The sequence below is a fragment of the Streptomyces sp. NPDC059256 genome, from assembly GCF_042753785.1.
Taxonomy (GTDB): domain Bacteria; phylum Actinomycetota; class Actinomycetes; order Streptomycetales; family Streptomycetaceae; genus Streptomyces.
In genome coordinates this window covers 726,448-745,531 of the sequence record NZ_JBHYZO010000002.1, presented here as the reverse complement: position 1 = coordinate 745,531, position 19,084 = coordinate 726,448, and the positions used below count along the sequence as shown (strand labels likewise).

At 68.8% G+C, this 19,084-nt stretch carries 17 protein-coding genes; 6 read left to right on the top strand and 11 right to left on the bottom strand.

Going from position 1 to position 19,084, the window contains the following annotated elements; translation table 11 throughout:
* Positions 1-42: 42 nt before the first annotated feature.
* Together ACFXJL_RS07740 and ACFXJL_RS07735 are read left to right on the top strand one after the other, a co-directional pair.
* Positions 43-1,857: a prolyl oligopeptidase family serine peptidase gene (locus ACFXJL_RS07740; RefSeq protein ID WP_384690199.1), complete on the top strand. Its 1,815-nt coding sequence runs from the start codon at positions 43-45 to the stop codon at positions 1,855-1,857.
* A 251-nt stretch (positions 1,858-2,108) separates the two neighbouring features.
* Positions 2,109-2,864 carry an SURF1 family protein gene (locus ACFXJL_RS07735; RefSeq protein WP_358876667.1) on the top strand — a complete coding sequence of 252 codons (756 nt, stop codon included), beginning with the start codon at positions 2,109-2,111 and terminating at the stop codon, positions 2,862-2,864.
* A 464-nt stretch (positions 2,865-3,328) separates the two neighbouring features.
* On the opposite strand, the gene ACFXJL_RS07730 is transcribed toward ACFXJL_RS07735, so the two are convergent.
* The 7 genes from ACFXJL_RS07730 to ACFXJL_RS07700 all read right to left on the bottom strand — a co-directional run bounded on the left by ACFXJL_RS07730 (position 3,329) and on the right by ACFXJL_RS07700 (position 10,370).
* Complete coding sequence (locus ACFXJL_RS07730) at positions 3,329-4,918, bottom strand: hypothetical protein (RefSeq protein ID WP_384690196.1); 1,590 nt, start codon at positions 4,916-4,918, stop codon at positions 3,329-3,331.
* Positions 4,915-5,490 (bottom strand): SigE family RNA polymerase sigma factor, encoded by a 576-nt coding sequence (locus ACFXJL_RS07725; protein ID WP_329027673.1) that lies wholly within the window; start codon positions 5,488-5,490, stop codon positions 4,915-4,917. The genes ACFXJL_RS07730 and ACFXJL_RS07725 overlap by 4 nt, the downstream gene beginning before the upstream one ends.
* A 574-nt stretch (positions 5,491-6,064) precedes the next feature.
* On the bottom strand, positions 6,065-7,120 hold the full coding sequence (locus tag ACFXJL_RS07720; protein WP_384636021.1) for an aspartate-semialdehyde dehydrogenase: 1,056 nt from the start codon (positions 7,118-7,120) through the stop codon (positions 6,065-6,067).
* A 15-nt stretch (positions 7,121-7,135) separates the two neighbouring features.
* Positions 7,136-8,404 carry an aspartate kinase gene (locus ACFXJL_RS07715; RefSeq protein ID WP_358876670.1) on the bottom strand — a complete coding sequence of 423 codons (1,269 nt, stop codon included), beginning with the start codon at positions 8,402-8,404 and terminating at the stop codon, positions 7,136-7,138.
* 306 nt (positions 8,405-8,710) lie between these two features.
* A complete protein-coding gene (locus ACFXJL_RS07710; RefSeq protein WP_358876671.1) occupies positions 8,711-9,367 on the bottom strand; it encodes a DUF5063 domain-containing protein in 657 nt (218 codons plus the stop codon).
* The gene (gene recR / locus ACFXJL_RS07705) at positions 9,360-9,959 is read right to left on the bottom strand and encodes a recombination mediator RecR (protein ID WP_329021625.1); all 600 of its coding nucleotides are present in this window, start codon (positions 9,957-9,959) and stop codon (positions 9,360-9,362) included. The genes ACFXJL_RS07710 and recR overlap by 8 nt, the downstream gene beginning before the upstream one ends.
* 75 nt (positions 9,960-10,034) lie before the next feature.
* On the bottom strand, positions 10,035-10,370 hold the full coding sequence (locus tag ACFXJL_RS07700; protein ID WP_358876672.1) for a YbaB/EbfC family nucleoid-associated protein: 336 nt from the start codon (positions 10,368-10,370) through the stop codon (positions 10,035-10,037).
* Positions 10,371-10,693: 323 nt separating this feature from the next.
* Between ACFXJL_RS07700 and ACFXJL_RS07695 the strand changes: the two genes are divergently transcribed.
* On the top strand, positions 10,694-11,440 hold the full coding sequence (locus ACFXJL_RS07695) for an SLATT domain-containing protein (RefSeq protein WP_358876673.1): 747 nt from the start codon (positions 10,694-10,696) through the stop codon (positions 11,438-11,440).
* Between the two features lie 158 nt (positions 11,441-11,598).
* On the opposite strand, the gene ACFXJL_RS07690 is transcribed toward ACFXJL_RS07695, so the two are convergent.
* Positions 11,599-12,249 carry a hypothetical protein gene (locus ACFXJL_RS07690; protein ID WP_329021621.1) on the bottom strand — a complete coding sequence of 217 codons (651 nt, stop codon included), beginning with the start codon at positions 12,247-12,249 and terminating at the stop codon, positions 11,599-11,601.
* A gap of 119 nt (positions 12,250-12,368) precedes the next feature.
* Positions 12,369-14,813 carry a dolichyl-phosphate beta-glucosyltransferase gene (locus tag ACFXJL_RS07685; RefSeq protein WP_384690189.1) on the bottom strand — a complete coding sequence of 815 codons (2,445 nt, stop codon included), beginning with the start codon at positions 14,811-14,813 and terminating at the stop codon, positions 12,369-12,371.
* Between ACFXJL_RS07685 and ACFXJL_RS07680 the strand changes: the two genes are divergently transcribed.
* Positions 14,808-15,095, top strand: coding sequence for a hypothetical protein (locus ACFXJL_RS07680; RefSeq protein ID WP_384690186.1), 288 nt, complete (start codon positions 14,808-14,810; stop codon positions 15,093-15,095). The two genes, ACFXJL_RS07685 and ACFXJL_RS07680, sit on opposite strands and share 6 nt — an antisense overlap.
* Positions 15,096-15,172: 77 nt before the next feature.
* On the opposite strand, the gene ACFXJL_RS07675 is transcribed toward ACFXJL_RS07680, so the two are convergent.
* Entirely contained in the window at positions 15,173-15,850 is a 678-nt protein-coding gene (locus ACFXJL_RS07675) for a GntR family transcriptional regulator (RefSeq protein ID WP_329021620.1), read from the bottom strand.
* A 68-nt stretch (positions 15,851-15,918) separates the two neighbouring features.
* On the opposite strand from ACFXJL_RS07675, the gene ACFXJL_RS07670 reads away from it, so the two are divergent.
* Positions 15,919-16,356: a hypothetical protein gene (locus ACFXJL_RS07670; RefSeq protein WP_384636012.1), complete on the top strand. Its 438-nt coding sequence runs from the start codon at positions 15,919-15,921 to the stop codon at positions 16,354-16,356.
* Between the two features lie 88 nt (positions 16,357-16,444).
* On the opposite strand, the gene ACFXJL_RS07665 is transcribed toward ACFXJL_RS07670, so the two are convergent.
* On the bottom strand, positions 16,445-17,308 hold the full coding sequence (locus tag ACFXJL_RS07665) for a hypothetical protein (protein ID WP_384690181.1): 864 nt from the start codon (positions 17,306-17,308) through the stop codon (positions 16,445-16,447).
* A gap of 252 nt (positions 17,309-17,560) precedes the next feature.
* On the opposite strand from ACFXJL_RS07665, the gene ACFXJL_RS07660 reads away from it, so the two are divergent.
* Positions 17,561-19,078: a TerD family protein gene (locus ACFXJL_RS07660; protein WP_384690179.1), complete on the top strand. Its 1,518-nt coding sequence runs from the start codon at positions 17,561-17,563 to the stop codon at positions 19,076-19,078.
* Positions 19,079-19,084 lie beyond the last annotated feature (6 nt).

The following is a 19,084-nucleotide window of genomic DNA, read 5'->3' as shown; positions in this document are numbered from 1 at the left end:
GGAAGCGAACGGTTTGTCGGGGGTCCGACGCAGAATGGGGTCATGACTGAGACCACTGAATCCATGCCCGACTGGGAGAAGCGCTTCCGGGCTCCGCGCGTTTCCCTCCCCGATTGGGCGGAGGACGCCCCTCATCGCTCGCTCTTCGTGTCCAATGCCACGGGGACGTACGAGCTGTACGCCTGGGATCGCTCGACCGGTGGGCAGCGGCAGGCCACCGACCGTCCCAGCGGTACGACGGATGGTGTGCTGTCCCCCGACGGGCAGTGGATCTGGTGGTTCTCGGACACCGACGGGGATGAGTTCGGGGTCTGGCTGAAGCAGCCGTTCGGCGGTGGGGAGGACTCCCCCGCAGCGCCGGGGCTGGCGCCTTCCTACTCGGCGGGGCTCGCGATCGGGCGCCACGGCGCCTCGGTGGTGGGCCGGTCCACGGATGAGGAGGGCACCACGCTGCACGTCGTGCGGGAGGGTGCGGAGCCCGTTGAGATCTATCGCCATCGCGAATCCGCGGGGGTCGGTGATCTGTCCCACGACGGTGAATGGGTCGCGATCGAACACACCGAGCACGGTGACGCGATGCATTCGGCGCTTCGTGTCCTACGTCTGGACGGCACCCCCGTTGCGGAACTCGACGACACCAAGGGGGGCACCGAGGAGCTGGGGCTCGCGGTGCTGGGCTTCGCCCCGGTCACCGGGGACACCCGCTTGCTCGTCGCGCACCAACGGCGTGGCCGCTGGGAGCCGATGATCTGGGACGTCGCCTCGGGTGAGGAATCAGATCTCGCGCTGGATCTGCCCGGCGATGTCTCTGCGGAGTGGTATCCCGACGGGTCGGGTCTGCTGGTGACCCACAGTTTTGAAGCCCGAGGCGAGCTGTGGCGCTACGATCTGTCGACGCGTGAGCTGGCCAGGATCGACACCCCGGCGGGTTCGGTCTCCGGCGCGACGGCCCGCCCCGGGGGCGAGGTGGAGTACCTGTGGTCGTCGGCTGCCCTCCCGCCGCAGGTGCGATCGACGAAGGGCGCCGTGGTGCTCGATCCGCCCGGGATGAAGGCACCGGAGTCGGTGTCGGTGGAGGACGTCTGGGTGGAGGGCCCCGGGGGGCGGATCCATGCACTGGTGCAGCGACCCGCAGGGGCGAGCGGTCCGCTGCCGACGGTCTTCGACATCCACGGGGGTCCGACCTGGCACGACAGCGATGCCTTCGCGGCCGGGCCCGCCGCCTGGATCGACCACGGCTATGCGGTGGTTCGGGTCAACTACCGAGGGTCGACGGGCTATGGACGGGAGTGGACGGACGCCCTCAAGCACCGGGTGGGGCTGATCGAGCTGGAGGACATCGCGGCCGTCCGTGAGTGGGCCGTGCTGTCCGGGCTGGCCGACCCAGACCGGCTGGTCCTCTCGGGGGGATCGTGGGGCGGCTATCTCACCCTGCTCGGTCTGGGGACACAGCCAGACGCCTGGGCGCTGGGCATCGCCGCAGTGCCGGTCGCCGACTACGTCACGGCCTATCACGACGAGATGGAAGCCCTGAAGGCCATGGACCGCACCTTGCTCGGAGGTACGCCGGAGGAAGTGCCGGAGCGGTTCGAGGCGTCCTCACCCCTGAGCTATGTGGATGCGGTGCGGGCGCCCGTCTACATCTCGGCGGGCGTCAACGATCCGCGCTGTCCCATCCGCCAGATCGAGAACTACGTGGACCGGCTGACCGCACGTGGGGCGGTCCATGAGGTGTACCGCTATGACGCGGGTCATGGCTCGCTGGTGGTGGAGGAGCGGATCAAGCAGCTCGCTCTGGAGATCGCCTTCGCCGAAAAACATCTCGCGGAGGTGGTGAGCGGGGCGGGCCGCGACTGATCGCGCCTCGGCGCCGGGCCGATGCCCGGGGTGAGCTGGTCCATGGGGTGATCCGGTGAGCTGGCGAGCTGGTGAGCTCGTGAGTCGAGGACACCGACTCCGGGAGCGAGGGCCGGTGGATCGTGCGCATCCACCCGGGCCCTCGACCTCCCGGAGCGCTGGCCGACGGCAGGAAGCCTCGGCGGGGCAGAACGACCCTCGGAGAGGGGGGCGGCACACGGGCCGGGAGTCTCATTCCGTACGGTGGGGGCGTGTACCGGTTCCTGCTGACGCCCCGCTGGTGGGGCATCAACGTTTTCGTCGTGCTGGCGATCCCCTTCTGCATCTTCATGGGTTCCTGGCAGCTCGGGAAGTTCGAGGACCGGGTCGAGACCCATCGGGATGCGCAGGACGCGCCCGCTCCCGGCGAGATGGCCGTCGAGCCGTTGGACGAGCTGCTTCCCGTCGACAAGGAGACCTCGGGCCGACAGGCGCGCGCCACCGGTGTGTACGGGGAGCAGTTCCTCGTACCCGACCGGACCGTGGACGGAAAGAGCGGCTCCTATGTCCTGACCCTCCTCAAGACGGACGGTGGCCGGACCCTTCCCGTCGTACGGGGGTGGCTGGCCAAGGGTGCGCCGGCGCCCGCAGTGCCGGACGGTGTGGTCACGGTGGTCGGCGCTCTCCAGGCCAATGAGAACGCGGGCACCGACGGGGTGCACACGGGGGGCGGGCTGCCCAGCGGTCAGCTGGGGATGATCAGTGCGGCATCGCTGGTCAACCTGGTGCCGGATGACGTCCATGACGCATGGGTCACGCTGACGAAGGCTGATGCGGGATTGGTGGCAGTGCCTGCGTCCATCCCCGAAGGCAGTGGGCTGGACCTGAAGGCGTTCCAGAACCTGGGGTACACCGGGGAGTGGTTCGTCTTCGCCGCGTTCGTGTTGTTCATGTGGTTCCGTCTGGTGCGACGCGAGGCGGAGACGGTACGCGACAGGCGGCTCGGCTTGGAGACCCATCCGCTCTAGACGGCGAAGAGTGCTCATCCTCGCGGCGGCGCCAACCGTCTAGGGCCGGCTCAGTGCCCGAGTCGTGCCATGCACCGGCTGGACCGGCTCAAGCCCCCTGAGCAACGAAGCCGCGGCACCCGCTCAACCGCCCAGCAACCCAGCAACCCGGGCGGCAAGGCGAGCAGGGCAAACGTCCGGGCCGGCTCAACGAGGCGCCTCGCAGCCGCAACGCCAACTCGCTCCGCGAACCCACGCCCACGACCCCGCTCGCCCTGCGCTGCATCCGCACGAATCATCGCGCCGCAGCGCCACGCCGGAACGCCCATCAGCCATCTCGGCGCCCGCATTTCAGGAACCGACGCGCGGCGCATGGGCCGAGAACGCAGCGGGGATGCACCGCCGCCCCGGTCAACCCCGCCGGTCAGCGGGCAGACAGCCGGACAGCCGGCGAAGACCCGCGAGCCCACCGGGCCGGCTCGCTCCTAGCCCAGCATGCCCGTGCGGTAGAGGGTGCCGGAGCAGGCGTTGGCGATGGTGGTGTCCGTGCTCGGGCCCCCCGGCTCTGCCGTGTGGCTCACCGAGATGCTGCCATCCTGCGGGACGTTCTCCGTGGTGAGGAGTTGGGTCTCCGTGTTGTCCGGGACAGAGCCCTGGCCACCGCCCGTCCCCGGGGAAGGCTCCTGCGAGGTCGGCGGATCCGTCGGGGTCGTGGGACCCGTCGGACAGGACTCGCTCGGCACCCAGGCGAACTTCACCTCGTACCCCCCCTCCGGCTTCAGCAGCAGGGAGGACGACTCCTGCGAGGGGTCGGGAAGGCCGGTCGCCGCGTCTCCGGCCGTGTGGTCCACGACCTTGATCTTCCCTTGGTCGGCGGCGCCCATCGCCTGGAAGCCGATCTGACCCGGCCCCTCGACCGCACAGCTGACGGTGGAGGTGTTGGCGACCTTGAACGAGCCGTAGACCTTGCCCTCGGCGTCCGGACCGGTCGCCTGGGCCGAGGTGAATTGCAACTGGTCCGCGGCGCAGACCGGGACGCCGTCCGGAACCTCTTCCGGACTCCGCTCCGGGGAGCCGGTTGCGCCGTCGCTGCTGGCGTCCTTCCCCGGGGTGGAACCACGGGACGGAGACGGGCTGCCGGTGCCCTGGGGCGTGCCCGAGCTGCCGACGGTGGGGCCGCCGGTCGTGGCCTTGTCGCCTTCCGGTTCACCCGTCACGGACTCGGTTCCGCCATGGGCGGTCTGACCGTGTCCGGCATTGATCGGTCGGGCGTTGTCGCCGCCTTCCGAGCCTGCGACATGGACGAACGCAGGAACGGCTGTGCCCATCAGGACGACGGCGGCAGCCGCTCCGACCAATGCCTGCCGCTTGCGGGCCCGTCGGGCGGGTACGGCCCTGCGCAGATGGTCGAGCGCACCGGCCGAAGGGTTGAGGTCCTGGACGACTCCCTGGAGGAGGTGGCGGATCGCTTCTTCGTCGTCCCCCGGGCCGCCGTCGCCGAAGCGAGCCGCTCCCGTACCGGACCCGCCGTCCGCGCCCGCACCGCCGTCCGCGCCTGCATGCGCACCGGGGTCGCTCGATGCACCCGGTCCGACCAGAGCGGCCAGCGCGGCCAGCCCACCAGACCCACCCGCGTTGCTCGACGCGGGCTCCTCACCAGCAGCTTCACCGTCGATCCGGCCGTCGCCCGAAGCCGTCGGCTGGGCGGTACCACCGGCAGTGGCGTCGGCGTCGTCCACAGCACCGGGCTTTCCGACGGGATCAGCCCCGGGCTTCCCCAGGGGACCAGCCTGACCGCCCGCACCCCCTGGATCGCTCGGCTCATCCGTGGTGTCGCCTTCGCCGTGGTCGACGGAGCTCGCGCGGTCCTGCCCGCCCTGAGCCTCGCCGCCCTCGCCGGCACCTGCGTCCGCGGCGCCATCGGCATCGTCGGTGCGCGCGATGTCCCGGCGTTCACGATCTTCGTGGCCGCTCGGCTCGATATCCGGCCCGTTGTTCACAATTCCGTTTCCAGTCCGGTCGTCCAACGGCCCGTCCGGCCGGCCCCGCTCGGTGTTTTCCCTGTCACTGCTCATGCCGTGGCCTCCATGGCGACGCGCAACGCCGCGATGCCCCGTGAGCCGTACGCCTTCACCGACCCGAGGGATATGCCCAGCGTCTCGGCGACCTGCGCTTCCGTCATGTCCGCGAAGTACCGCAGCACGAGGACCTCCCGCTGACGGCGCTGGAGTCCGCGCATCGCCTTGATCAGGGCGTCCCGCTCCAGTTGGTCGTACGCCCCTTCCTCCGCGCTCGCCATGTCCGGCATCGGCTTGGACAGCAGCTTCAACCCGAGGATGCGCCGACGCAGGGCCGATCGCGAGAGGTTGACCACCGTCTGCCGCAGATAGGCGAGGGTCTTGTCAGGGTCCCGTACCCGATTGCGGGCCGAGTGCACACGGATGAACGCCTCTTGTACGACGTCCTCGCAGGAGGCCGTGTCATCCAGCAGGAGCGCTGCGAGGCCGAGGAGCGACCGGTAGTGGGCCCGGTAGGTCTCGGTGAGGTGGTCGACGGTCGTACCAGCGGCCATCTGTTCGTCAGCACCCTCGCGCTGCGAGGGCAGCCGGGTGGTACGGGGGGTGGGCATGGGTGCGATCACCGGCATGCCGCCGGGCGCCCGTGTACGGGGCTTGCGAACCGGACGCACAGCAGCGCCGCGGACGGGGGTCGTTGAACCGCCCTGGACCAGGCGCATGGAAGCGCCGCGGACCTGGACCACCCCTGGGATGTCGAGTACCTCTGCCACGTATGTTGGACACGCTTCCCCCCGTGAGGGTTGTACGCGTACGCCACCGCTTTTGGCGGTGTCCCTGCAGACTTCATGCGTACTCGCTCTTCCCCAATGCCCCATTCTCCGCAGCACCGTATAGAGGTGACCGCAAAGACGCCCTCGTCCGGCCGCTGGTTGCAGACCGGGGCAGCGAATTCTGAGGCATCCCCCAGTCCGGACCAAATGGTACAGACCTTCAAGTTCCGCACAGGTCACTCATAGCTGTGGGTTGATCCTACAAACGCCAGGTGGGCTTTTGTCCAGGGTGACCAGGGAATTTGATCATCATCCGCTCCCCGCAGGACCGTGCTGCGACCGGCAGGAAGGTCGGGCAGGCAGACAGATAGGCAGGCAGACAGACAGCGGACCGGACGAGCGGCGAGACGAGATCACCGAGGGATCGGCAGGCTCAGTACGGCAGGTCCGCGGCGATGGCCTCGGCTATCTGCACGGAGTTCAGCGCCGCGCCCTTGCGGAGGTTGTCACCACAGACGAAGAGGTCCAACGCGCAGGGGTCGTCCGGCGATCGACGTACGCGACCGACCCAGGTCGGGTCCGTGCCCACCACATCGGCGGGGGTGGGGAAGTCCCCTGCGGCCGGGTCGTCACACAGCACCACGCCGGGCGAGGTGTCCAGGATCTCGTGCGCCCGCGCGACCGTGACCTCGTTCTCGAAGCGCGCGTGCACGGCCAAGGAGTGGGTGGTGACGACAGGCACCCTGACGAAGGTCGCGGCCACCCGCAGGCCGGGCAGCCCGAGGATCTTGCGGGTCTCCGCCCGCAGGCCCAGTTCTTCGGAGGACCAGCCACCGTCCTGGAGCGTGCCGGACCACGGCACCACATTGAGGGCCAGGGGTGCGGCGAAGGGGTCGGCGTCCTCGCCGACGGCCCGACGCACATCGCCCGGCCGCATCCCCAAATCGGTACCCGCCACCAGGGACAACTGGTCTCGCAGTGTGGACACGGCTTCTCGCCCGGCGCCACTGGCCGCCTGGTAGGAGGAGACGACCAGTTCCCTGAGCCCGAACTCGGCGTGCAGCGCCCCCACCGTCGGCAACAGGGCAAGGGTCGTGTCGTGCGGGCTGGCGACGATGCCGCGCGGGCGGACCCGTACGGCATGGGGGTTGATCTCGGGCACGACCAGGGGCACATCGTCGTCAAGACGGAAGGCCGCGGAACTGTCCACCACCACAGCGCCCTTGGCGGCGGCGATCGGCGCCCAATGCGCGGACACGTCCGCCGGCACCAGGAAGAGCGCCACCGCCACATCGGTGAGCGCTGCCTCGTCGAGCGCGATGACCTCGCACTCCTCCCCGCGCACGACCAGTGTTCGACCGGCCGTGCGCGAAGAGGATACGAGACGGATTTCGCCCCAGATGTCCTTGTGCTGCGAGAGGATCTGGAGCATGACCGCACCGACGGCGCCGGTTGCTCCGACGACCGCGAGGGTCGGCTTACCGGCCATCGCCCCGGTGACCGGTCATCGCCCGGTGCCGCCGTAGACGACGGCCTCCGAGTCGCTGTCGAGACCGAAGGCGCTGTGTACGGCGCGCACGGCCTCGTTCACATCGTCGGCGCGCGTCACGACCGAGATGCGGATCTCAGAGGTCGAGATGAGTTCGATGTTGACACCTGCGTCCGAGAGCGCCTCGAAGAAGGAGGCGGTGACTCCGGGGTTGGTCTTCATCCCCGCGCCGACCAGCGAGATCTTCCCGATCTGGTCGTCGTAGCGCAGTGAGTCGAAGCCGATGGACGCCTTCGCCTTCTCCAGGGCGTCGATGGCCTTGGCCCCGTCCGTCTTGGGCAGGGTGAAGGAGATGTCGGTGAGGGCCGTGGTGGCCGCCGAGACGTTCTGGACGACCATGTCGATGTTGATCTCGGCGTCCGCGATGGTGCGGAAGATGGCCGCGGCCTCGCCGGGCTTATCCGGCACTCCGACGACGGTGACCTTCGCTTCGGAGACGTCGTGGGCGACTCCCGAGATGATGGCGTGCTCCACCTGCTGGTCTCCCTGCGGCTCGTTGCTGACCCAAGTGCCGCGCAGCCCGGAGAAGGACGAGCGGACGTGGATCGGGATGTTGTATCGACGTGCGTACTCGACGCAGCGGTGCAGTAGCACCTTGGAGCCGGACGAGGCCAACTCCAGCATGTCCTCGGAGGAGATCCAATCGATCTTCCGAGCCTTGGGGACCACGCGCGGGTCGGCGGTGAAGACGCCGTCCACATCCGTGTAGATCTCGCAGACCTCGGCCTCCAGCGCGGCGGCGAGCGCCACGGCCGTGGTGTCGGAACCACCGCGTCCAAGGGTGGTGATGTCCTTCTTGTCCTGGGACACACCCTGGAATCCGGCGACGATGGCGATGTTGCCCTCGTCCAGCGCGGTACGGATCCGGCCCGGCGTCACATCGATGATGCGCGCTTTGTTGTGGACCGAGTCGGTGATGACGCCAGCCTGGCTGCCCGTGAAGGACTGGGCTTCGTGTCCCAGGTTTTTGATCGCCATGGCCAGCAGTGCCATGGAGATGCGCTCTCCTGCGGTCAGCAGCATGTCGAACTCGCGCCCGGCAGGGATCGGGGAGACCTGCCCCGCGAGATCGATCAACTCGTCCGTCGTGTCACCCATCGCCGACACCACGACGACCACTTGGTGGCCGTTCTTCTTGGCGTCCACGATCCGCTTGGCGACGCGCTTGATGCCCTCGGCATCGGCAACGGAGGAGCCGCCGTACTTCTGCACGACAAGGCCCACGTGCGCTCCTCGCTCGGTATGTCCACCACAGCCGGGTGCTGCGGTCGGCTCAGTCTAACGAGCGGCCGTGACGCGTCTCGGGGCAGTCACATGGTGAGATGCCCCGCTCAGCAAGTGATCACGGTCGCTCTGGACGACTCTTGCCCCGGCCATCAGGAACCTACGCGGAGATGTGCGGCGGCTCACAGCACGCACACCCGCACCAGAGGAAGGCGAACGCTGCTCGACCACCTCGACGGACGGTCGGTCCGCCTCGACGGCGGTCCGGCGGCCTCGACGACGGTCGAGCAGGGCGCTCAGCGCGGATCAGGTGGTCCGCAGACCCAGCGGTAGGGCGATCTCCTCGGCCATCACCCTGCCGGCTTCCTCCGCCAGTGCGTCCTCGGCCACGTCCTCGTCGGTGTCCAGCCCGTCCAGCGCCTGGAGCGGCTGGTCGAGGCGGACGTGCGAGACCAGCGACTGAAGGGCGCGCAGGGTCGCGGAAGCGGTCGGCCCCCAGTTGGAGAAGTACGAGAACTGCCACCACCACAGCGCCTCGCTGGTGCGACCCGCTCGGTAGTGGGCCAGCCCATGGCGGAGGTCGGTCACGATGTCCGCGAGGTTGTCCGAGATCCGGAAGGCCACGGGGGCCTTGCGCGGCTCGTACGGGTCGAAGACCTCGGAGAACACGTCAACCGGGTCGAGCAGGACTGCGAACCGCTCGCGCAGTTCGTCGAAGTCCGGTTCCGGGCCGGTGTCCGGCTCGTAGCGCTCGTCCGGGACGATGTCCTCGTGCGCGCCCAGTCGGCCGCCCGTGAGCAGAAGTTGCGAGACCTCCAGCAGCAGGAACGGTACGGCGCTGTCGGGCTCGTCGCCCTTGGCGACTTCCGTGGTCGCGACGATGAAGGACTCGATGGAGTCCGCGATCTGGACCGCGAAATCCGCGGGGTCCTGATTCACCGCGTGCAGCATGGCATCAGACATCGAGAAGTCGTCTCCCCTCGAAGGCACGCCCTAGCGTGACCTCGTCGGCGTATTCCAAGTCTCCCCCCACAGGCAGACCACTGGCCAGCCGAGTGACCTTCAAACCCATCGGCTTGATCATTCGAGCCAGATAGGTAGCGGTCGCCTCACCCTCCAAATTGGGATCGGTGGCCAAGATCAGCTCGGTGACCGCACCATCGGCGAGACGCGTGAGCAACTCGCGGATGCGCAGGTCATCGGGGCCCACCCCCTCGATGGGGCTGATGGCCCCGCCAAGAACGTGGTAGCGACCCCTGAATTCCCGGGTCCGCTCGACCGCCACGACGTCCTTGGACTCCTCCACCACACAGATGACGGAGAGGTCCCGGCGCGGATCGCGGCAGATGTTGCACTGTTCCTGCTGAGCGACGTTCCCGCAGACCGCACAGAAGCGGACCTTGTCCTTCACTTCCAGCAGCGCATGCGCGAGACGTCGTACGTCCGTCGGCTCGGCCTGGAGGATGTGGAAGGCGATCCGCTGCGCGCTCTTGGGACCGACGCCGGGCAGCCTGCCCAGTTCGTCGATGAGGTCCTGAACCACGCCTTCGTACAACGGATTGCCTCTTCCGGTTCCTTCGGTTGCCGTGCTTCTACGGTTCGTACGTACGCTAGTTGCTCACACGCCCCGTCAGAAGGGAAGTCCCGGCATTCCGCCGAGGCCCTGCGTCAGCGGGCCGAGCTTCTGCTGCCGGAGCGTCTGCGCGTTGTCGTTCGCGGCCTGGACGGCGGCGATCACCAGATCGGCCAGCGTTTCGGTGTCCTCGGGGTCCACGGCCTTCGGATCAATGACCAGGGCACGCAGTTCGCCGGAGCCATTGACGGTCGCCTTCACCAGACCGCCACCGGCCTGGCCGTCGACCTCGGCCTGCGCGAGCTCTTCCTCGGCCCGAGCGAGATCCTGCTGCATCTTCTGGGCCTGCTGGAGGATCTGCTGCATGTTGGGCTGACCACCACCGGGGATCACGGGTCACTCCTGGCGCTTCGACAACGGTGTTCGTACGCCGAGCCTACGTGGTCACCGCGCGGCTCGCTGCACGCAGAGACGACAACTCTTTCGTGTGAGTATCCTGCGGGTCCTCTACCTGATCACGACGTATACATGGTCGGAAATACTGGGATTTCCGCCCCAGTGCCCACCATTTGGCGGTAGGAAAGACATGCACACCAGAACGTGCGCTGCATAGATCGGGCACGTTCGTACATATTTCATAACGCCAAATGACTCAGAGTAGCGCGAAATCGCACTCGGTAGCGGTCATGGCCAAATAGTCACAGAGGAGTGCCCCGGTGAGCCAGCCGGAGATGCAGCCCGGGGGGCCGGCCCGGGAGGAGCGCGGCGAGGTAGCGCGCGGAGATCTGGCCGGGAGGCCCTTTCCGCTCGGCGACTGGGGAGAGCCCGCGGAACGGCTGGACGAGTTGTACCGGTGGGTGGAGGCGGGTGCGCTGCGGACGACGGAGTGGTACCTGGCCGACCGGGTGTGGAAGAGGCGTACCGGACGCATGCTGCGTGCGGGTGCCGCCCTCGGGGTCGCCACCGGGGCCACGCTGCCGCTGCTGGACCTCACCGGCATGGTGGCGGGGGCGGCCGGCTGGGGCTATCTCTCGCTGCTGCTGGGTGCCGCATGTCTGGCCTGCGACCGCTACTTCGGGGTCACCTCGGGCTGGATGCGCAATGTGGCGACCGCGCAGGCGGTGCAGCGACGCCTCCAACGGCTCCAGTTCGACTGGGCCTCCGAGAGCGTGCGCGAGGTCCTCGGGCCGACGGAGGGCACGGCGAGTGAGGCCGCAGAACGCTGTCTCGGGGTCCTGCGCAGCTTCTCGGAGGACGTGACGGAACTGGTGCAGGCGGAGACCGCGGACTGGATGCGGGAGTTCGCGGGGGCGCCGGCGCCGCTGCTGCTCCAGGCGCTTCCGCTGTCGCCGACCGGGGCATCGCGTCCGCTGGAGGGCGGAACGCCGGGGAGTCGGGCGATGCTCCCACCGGGAACGCGCCCCAACATGCCGCGGCAGCGCCCCCCGGAGACTCCGCGCTAGGACGTTGTCCGACGGCCGACGCGCAGCCTGCCCCAGCAGCCTGCCCCCGATGAACAGCGAGGACCCCGGGCTCATGAATCCGCCGAAGGCGCCCGGGGTCTTTCGTGTGGAGCGTTCGCCGAGCGCCCTCACCGGGGCGTCCGGCCGGGCCGCTCCGGTCAGCTGAACACGATCATGGAACCCTGTCCCAGACTGCGAATGGCCGCCGCATGCAGGCCCAACCAGACGTGACGTTCCCTGGAGAACGGTCCGTCGTCTGGGGCTATGGGCCCTGCCGGCTCCTCCAGCGTCGTCGGGCGCTCGGGCGGCACCGGTGGTGCCGGAGGGTTGGCTGGGTCGATCCCGATCGCCGGCGCGACGAACTCCAGTTCCCTCAGCAGCCCCTGGGTCGAGCCCAGCGGTCCGCCTCCCGCGAGCAACTCGTCGTTGAACAGCGGTGCCGTGAAGTCGACGGGGACGTAGGCGCCGGCGTGGTCGTAGTGCCAGACCAGGTGCGAGCCCTGCGCGGTCGCCTCGAACATCTCCAGCAACTGTTCGTAGTCCCCGCCCAGTTCGTCCACGGGGGTCACGGCAAGTCCGCACAGTTGGAGCAGATAGGCGCGGCGCAGGAAGTGCAGGGCGTCGTAGTCGAAACCCGCGACGGGGGCCACATCGCCGGACAGCCCGGGCATATAGGCGAAGACGGGGACCGTCGGTAGCCCGGCGGTGGTCAGCGCCTTGTCGTAGGAGGCGATCTCTTCCGCGAAGGGGTTGTCGGGGCTGTGGCACAGCACGTCGACGAGGGGGACCAGCCACAGGTCACAGGCCAAGGAAGGCTCGCTCTCCAGCGGGTTGGGGCGCGGCGCGCCCGACGGTCAGAGAAGAGTAGTGCCAGGGATACGTTGTGCGAAGGCCGCCTTCCCAGCCTCGTACCCGGCTGGCGCGGAAATCACCATCGGGCCCCGCGCGGTTTTCCCACGTCCCACACCCACACCCCGGCGATCTTCTCCCCCGGCCGCCCCACCAGCGCCGACACCGTGCGGTACAGCGCCTCCTCGTGGTACTCCGGCGGCAGGACCACCAGACCCGCCCGCCACGCCTTCAGGTCGAGTTGCGCCTGAGCCCGGCCGGCCGGCCCGATCTCCGGTACGACTCCCGTGTCGCGCACCTCGTAGAGCAGGTTCGAGGTGTGACGCGGAGTGGAGCCGTAGATGCCGATGCGATCAGGTCCCCAGGGTCCGTTGAAGTAGCCGCCGGCCAAGGAGAAGTCGAGTCCGGTGGACGACTGCCAGCGCAGGGCTTCGGCGTTCCCGGGGTAGGGCAGCGGTACGACCACCATCGACTCCCCCGGAGCGAGGTACGGCCGGTACATGCCCGCCGTGATGAATTCGGGGACCTCGGCCCGCTCCCGTACCGGGTAGGGCGTGGGGACCACCGGGAGCACGGCGGCTGCGACGGCGAGACAGCCGGCGATGCGCAGTGCCGGCCGACGGGACTTCGATGTCCATCCGAGGGTGAGCCGATGGACCGCGATGGCCAGCAGCATGCCCAGTACGGGTGCGCAGATCATCGCCGTCCGGGACTCGATCACCGACTCAAGGAGCGGCATGTTCGCGAGCAGTCGCCAAGGGCCGGTGAACACGATGTCGGTGTGGGGGATGCGGACCTTGACCCCGAGGGAGAAGAAGGCGGCCGTGAGGGCGGTCAGGGCGAGGGCCTTCACCCGTGCCTCGCGCCGGAGCAGAACGACGATTCCCGTGGCCAACAGGAGGACCGGCCAGCCGTAGAAGGCGTTCTGTTCGGTGCGGTTCATCGCCAGGGGATCGGCGGTCTCATCGCTACCGAGGAGTGAGCGGCCGGCGAATTCAAAGAAGGCACGGGGGCTGTTGTGGGTGTCGGCGCCGTGCATGACGTGCGTATAGCTCTGGGGGCCGAAGAATTGCCAGGCCAGCGGAAAGGCGACGAGGGGAAGGCAGACCGCGAGGCCGATGAGGATTCCATGGAGCAACGGTCGCCAGGCGGTCTTCGCCTTTTCCGGACGCACGATCGCATAGGCGAGTGCGAAGAACAGCATTCCCATGGCCGCCAGTAGCAGCGGCTCTTCGCCGAGGAATATCTGATAGGTCGCGAAGAGGCCAAGGAGCACTCCGTCGCGTACGGGTGCACGGCCTTCGCACAGCCTCAGGGCGCGGTCGATGATCACGGGGATCATAAAGAGGACGAGGAAATTGGGGTGCGCGTTGCCATGGGAGATCATCGGCGGTGCGAAGGCGGCGAAGGCGGCGCCGACGGCCGCAGCCCAGCGCCCCACCCCCAGCCGACGGACCATCAGCCAGAACCAGCACACCGCGGTCATGGCGAGTCCGAAGGTCAGCACCAGCGCCCAGGTGACCTCGGGGCCGCACAGGAGGGTGACCGGGGTGAGGGGCACCGAGAGGCCGAGCATCACGGTGTTCGCCATGAGGTTCACGCCCTCGGGATATCCCTGGAGCGTGGTGAACAGAGGGTTCTTGAGATGGACCACATTGTCGGCCGTGACCCTGAAGAACCACTCCCACTGGTTCTGGTCCTGGCCGGCGTCCCTGAGATATCCGCGGTCGAGGTCCTGCCAGAGTTCCGAATAGAGAAGGAAGGACGCCAGGAGAAAGAGGGTGGCGATCAGCAGGTCGATGCGATGCAGAGAGCGGGTGCGCAGTCGCAGGAGTTCAAGGAGGACCCTGCCGTAGTCCAGTGGTTTGAGTTTGGAACCGGATTGGTGCGACCAGCGCACCGGGACTTCCACGACCGGCCACCCGGCACGCCGGAAGAATCTCAGTATTTCGACGTCGATGCCCCACCCGTTCAGCTGTGAATCAGCGAATGCGGCGCGGGCTTTGTCTCCGTCGAAGAGTTTGAATCCGCATTGGGTGTCATGGATGCCGGGAACAGCGACCGCCCGTATCAGCCCGTTGCCCATGCGGCCGAGCCATTCGCGGACCCGCCACTGGTGTACGTCTATCTGGGAATCGGGATGGGCGCGGGAGCCGATCGCGGCCGTGATGTCGTGGGCCGCGAGTTCATCGGCCAGGTCGTCCAGTTCGGCGATGGGGGTGGCGAGGTCGGCGTCCGTGACCAGGACCTGGCGTCCGTAGGAGGCGAGCACGCCTCGGCGCAGGGCATCGCCCTTGCCCCGGTTCGCGCCGTTCACCGCGGAGAGCAGATGGATACGGGGCTCGCTGGCGGCGGCTTCGCGGGCGATCGTCGCGGTGGCGTCGGTGGAGCCGTCGTCGACGACGATCACTTCCCACTCCCCCCAGCGGTCCGCGTCGGCCTTGAGGTGGGCGCAGATGGCGTCCAGGGTGGGGCGGAGTCGGACCTCCTCGTTGTAGGCGGGGACGACGATGCTCAATTGCACACCGCCTCCTTCGCCGAACTGGTCGACGAGGGGCGAGGCGAAGGCCGCTTCGGTTCGGTCGTCGGGCGCGGGGGGCGGGTCTTCGGGTGCCTGTTCGTCCTGGTCCGGCCCGTCCGGAGCGTCGGACGGACCGTGGGGCGCGTCGTCGGAAGGACCGTGGGACACATTGTCGGAGGACGGACCGCCGGACGGGGGCTGAGTCTCTGCGCGGTCCGGCTGTGGGTGCTGGGTCTCTGCGCGGTCCGGCTGTGGGTGTTGGGACTCTGGGCGGTCCGGCTGTGAGGGCTGGGTCTCTGCGCGAGCGAGCTCTGGGCGATCAGGCTCCGCGCGTTGGGTTTCCGCGCGATCGGTCTCCGCGCTCACCGTTCCAACCTATCGGCCCAGGTGAGCGCCTGCTCGTTGTACCCGCTGATGGTCGCGCGTGCCGCGGTCATATCGCCGAGCGTCACAGCGTCGATCAGATCCTCGTGTCCGCTCCACAACCACTCGCGCCGGCAGGTGTCCCGCCGAAGATGGGGAACGGCGAACACCCATCCCTGTACGCGCAGTTGGTGCAGAAACCCTGAGATGTAGCAGTTGGCCGTGATGGAGCCGAGTTCGGACCAGAACCGCAGGTCGTATCCGATGTGGATGTCCAGATCGCCGCACCGGGCCGCGCGGGCGGCCTCCTCGGCCCGACGCCGGACCGGCAGCACCGACTTGGGCCGCACCCGGGTGCGGCCGTTGCGTTCGGCGTGGCGGATGACGCCTTCCATCACCAGGGCCCGGGCGTCGACCATGTTGCGGTAGTCGGCGATGGAGAACTGGTGGACCTTGAATCCCCGGTGCTGGTCCGAGTCGAGCAGCCCCTGAGCGGAGAGGTCGACCAGGGCCTCTCGTACCGGAGTGGCGGAGACCCCGTACTGTTCGGCGATCTGCTTGACCGTGAACTCCTGCCCGGGCAGCAGGCGCCCGGCCAGCACCTCGTCACGCAGCGCGTCCGCGATCTGTTGCCGCAGCGTGCTCCGGGTGACGGAAGTGCTGCCGGGGCTGGGCATCGATGGCTTCTCCTTCGCGGGGGTCCCGGACACGATAAGCCAGTCGGTACGAGACAGGTGAGGTACAGGTGGCAGAGGGAGTGTTCGAAGCGGCAACGGGAGACGGCCCCCCGGGGCTGACGGAGGGTGCCGAGCGGGCCGCGGACGTACGTCAGGCGTTCGCGGGACTGCTACAGATCCGACGGCTGACGGGGACGGCTCCCGCGGCCTGGGAGCTGACCCAGACGGTACGCGCCGTGGCGCTGGCACTGGAGGCGGCCGGTCTCCCACCGTCCGCGGTCGATGCCGACGGTACGCGAGTGGCCACCGGATACCGCGTGCGGTCGGGCGACGGGCCCGGCACGGTGTGCGTGGACTGGCTGGGACCGAGCGGGAGCGGCGCGGCGCAGGAGGAGGAGTCGGAGCTCGGACGGTGCACGGACGCGCTGGTGAAGGCGGGTTGGGAGGCGCTGCTGTACCGGGGCCCACGCCGACGGCGCTTCCTGGAGGTGGAGCCCGCTCCCTGACCTGCACCTGACCCCGCCCTACCCCGCCCTGGCCCCACCTCGGTCAACCGTGCGGGCGGGACCCGGGCCCGGGTCGACCGGACGACCCCTACTTGATCTTGAACACCGCCGAGGACGCCTGCCCCTCGCCGAACTCCCAACCGGCCACCACTTCATGGCCCGGCTGCTCGGCGATCCAGCGCAGGTCGTTCGGGCACTCGCCCGGACCGAGGTAGTACCCGCCGTCGGAGCGGGCCCAGTGTGCCGTCAGACAGAGCATCCTGAGGTGATCGCGCAGTCGGGGGTGGGAGACCCGGCGCAGGGCTTGCTCCATCGCCGGCTCGACCTCGGCCTCCCTTTCGAACGGGACGAGGGCTCCGGGGCCACCTGTGGTCCACGTCGCGGCGCGCATCGCGTCGAACAGCGTGCCGCCCGTACGGACCCGCTGGAGCCACTGCACCATGCCCACGGCATCGTCAGGATCGACCTCGCCCGGTGGGAGGCCGTGCACGGCGAGCACGCGGGCGAGGTCCGCGCCGAACACGGCCCGCCGGGAGTCGTGCGCGACCGAGACGGCCCTCAACGCCGTGTGGATCGCTTCGCCGAGAGCTCCGTCCGCACCCGGTGCGCCCTCGTCGATCAGCCAGACCGACCGTTCGTGGTCCGTCGGCCAGAGGTCCCAGTCGAACTGCGGCTGCTCAGAGCCGTGTTCACCCTCGTCGACCAGTTCATCCGGTTCGCCGGACTCATCGGGTTCGCCGGACTCATCGGGCTCATCGACGCTCATATCGACCGCACCGCTGAGGAGGTCCTCGTACATCAGGTACGACATCTCGTCGTTCCAGGTGAAGAGCGCGTACTCGGCCGTCGCGGGGTACGCGTCGAGGGGCTTGCCCAGGAGCACCTCGAAGGCGTTCGCAAGCTCGCGGTTCCATGCACCGGGCTCAAGGGTGGGTTCGGGGGCGGATGTCACAGGTGGCTCCTCGTACAACAGCGTCCAGAACTCCCCTGTGTAGCACTCGTGGAGATCGTCATGTCCGTGAAATCACACAACGGCCCACCCATCCGATCGCCGTCGAAGAGGAGTGGAGCCGTGCCGTTCTGACTGATGTGGCGACCGCCGCGCCCTCCGCATTCGCATCACGCACATCGGAGTCCCCGCGTGATGGCACTTCACGCGGCTTCCCCATCGACTTCACCGAGGCCGTTTGTCAGCATGTGCCCCATGACCCAGATCATCAAAGGCGCCAATGTGCCCGTCCCCACGTCTCGACTACGGGTGGCAGTGGGCCGGAGTACGGCGCCCGGCGTCCCCGCGGTGGACGCCTCCGCCCTGTTGCTCGACGCGACGGGCAAGGTACGGGGCGATGCTGACCTGGTGTTCTACAACCAGCCGCAGCACCCGTCGGGTTCGGTACGGCACGTGGGGACCGCGGAGGGTGTCGGGCAGCGCGCCGAGTGGCTGGAGTTGGATCTCCCGTCGGTGGAGCCCGTCATCCAGCGCGTGGTGATCTCGGCCTCCTGCGACGGTGGTGTCTTCGGCTCGGTGCCCGGGTTGTTCGTGCAGGCGATCGGGCCGGACGGCGCCGTCGTGATGCACTTCGCGGTGACGGACGCGACCACGGAGACGGCCTTCGTGCTCGGCGAGTTCTATCGGCGAAACGGGGTGTGGAAGTTCCGGGCGGTGGGCCAGGGTTACGCCTCCGGACTTGCGGGCCTCGCCACGGACTTCGGGATCGTGGTGGCGCAGCCGTCGACCGCACAGCAAGCGCCCAGTCAGCCCGCTCCCCAGCCCGCCCCCGGCGCCTTTCCCACCCCTTCCGCACCCGCGTTCCAGGTCCCGGCTGCTCCCACCCCTTCCGCACCCGCCCCCGCCTTCCAAGTCCCGGCTGCTCCCGCCGCGGGTCAGCAGCCGGCGGTGCCGGGTCCCTTCCACCCCCAGCCGGGGGCTCCGGCCCCCTTCACGCCGCAGCTCGCCCCGGCCAGGTACCGGCACCCCGCTCCCCCGGGAGCAGATCAGCAGCCCCCCGCACCGCTGCCGTACCCGTATCCGTATGCGCAGCCGCCGTCGCATCCGCAGCCCGCGTACCAACCGCCGGCGCCTCCGGTTGCCCCCGTACCCGATCCGTTCAGCGGGCTCCCCGGGTTCACGCCGTTCACCCAGCGCGGGCACGGCACGCTGACCTTCGCCGTCGACGCCCCCTTGCCGCCCGGGCCGGCCCTGATCGAGGCGCGGAACGAGGGGGACGGCTACTTCTCGGTGCACTCGCTGACCGCCCGCCATGAGCCGGACGACATGTACTTCAACACCAGCCTCACCGACTTCCGCGGTCGGGCGATCGCCCGTGTCCCCACCGAAGGGCGGCTGCTCCTGCTGGTCGAGGGCAGCGAGAACTGGACCGTGGTGATCCATCCGCTCTCGGCGATACGGCGCTTGGGCTCTCTCGCCGTCGAAGGGCGCGGCAATGAGGTGTTCGCGTATCTGGGGCCGTCCGCGAACCTCGATGTGCGGTTCTGGGGCAGCGAGTCCCGGCACGACGACATCACCGTCAAGACGAGACCGCTGTTCCCCACCGAGGACGAGTACGACGACTATCCGGAACCGCTGCTCAGCCGGGCGGTCGGCCCCTTCTCACAGACCGTCCCGCTCAGTGCGGGGCCGCTGTTCCTGACCGTGGAAGGGGAGGGGTACTGGTCCCTCCACGTACACCCGAGGACCGGGGCGTCGGCACAGCACGGATAGCCGCTC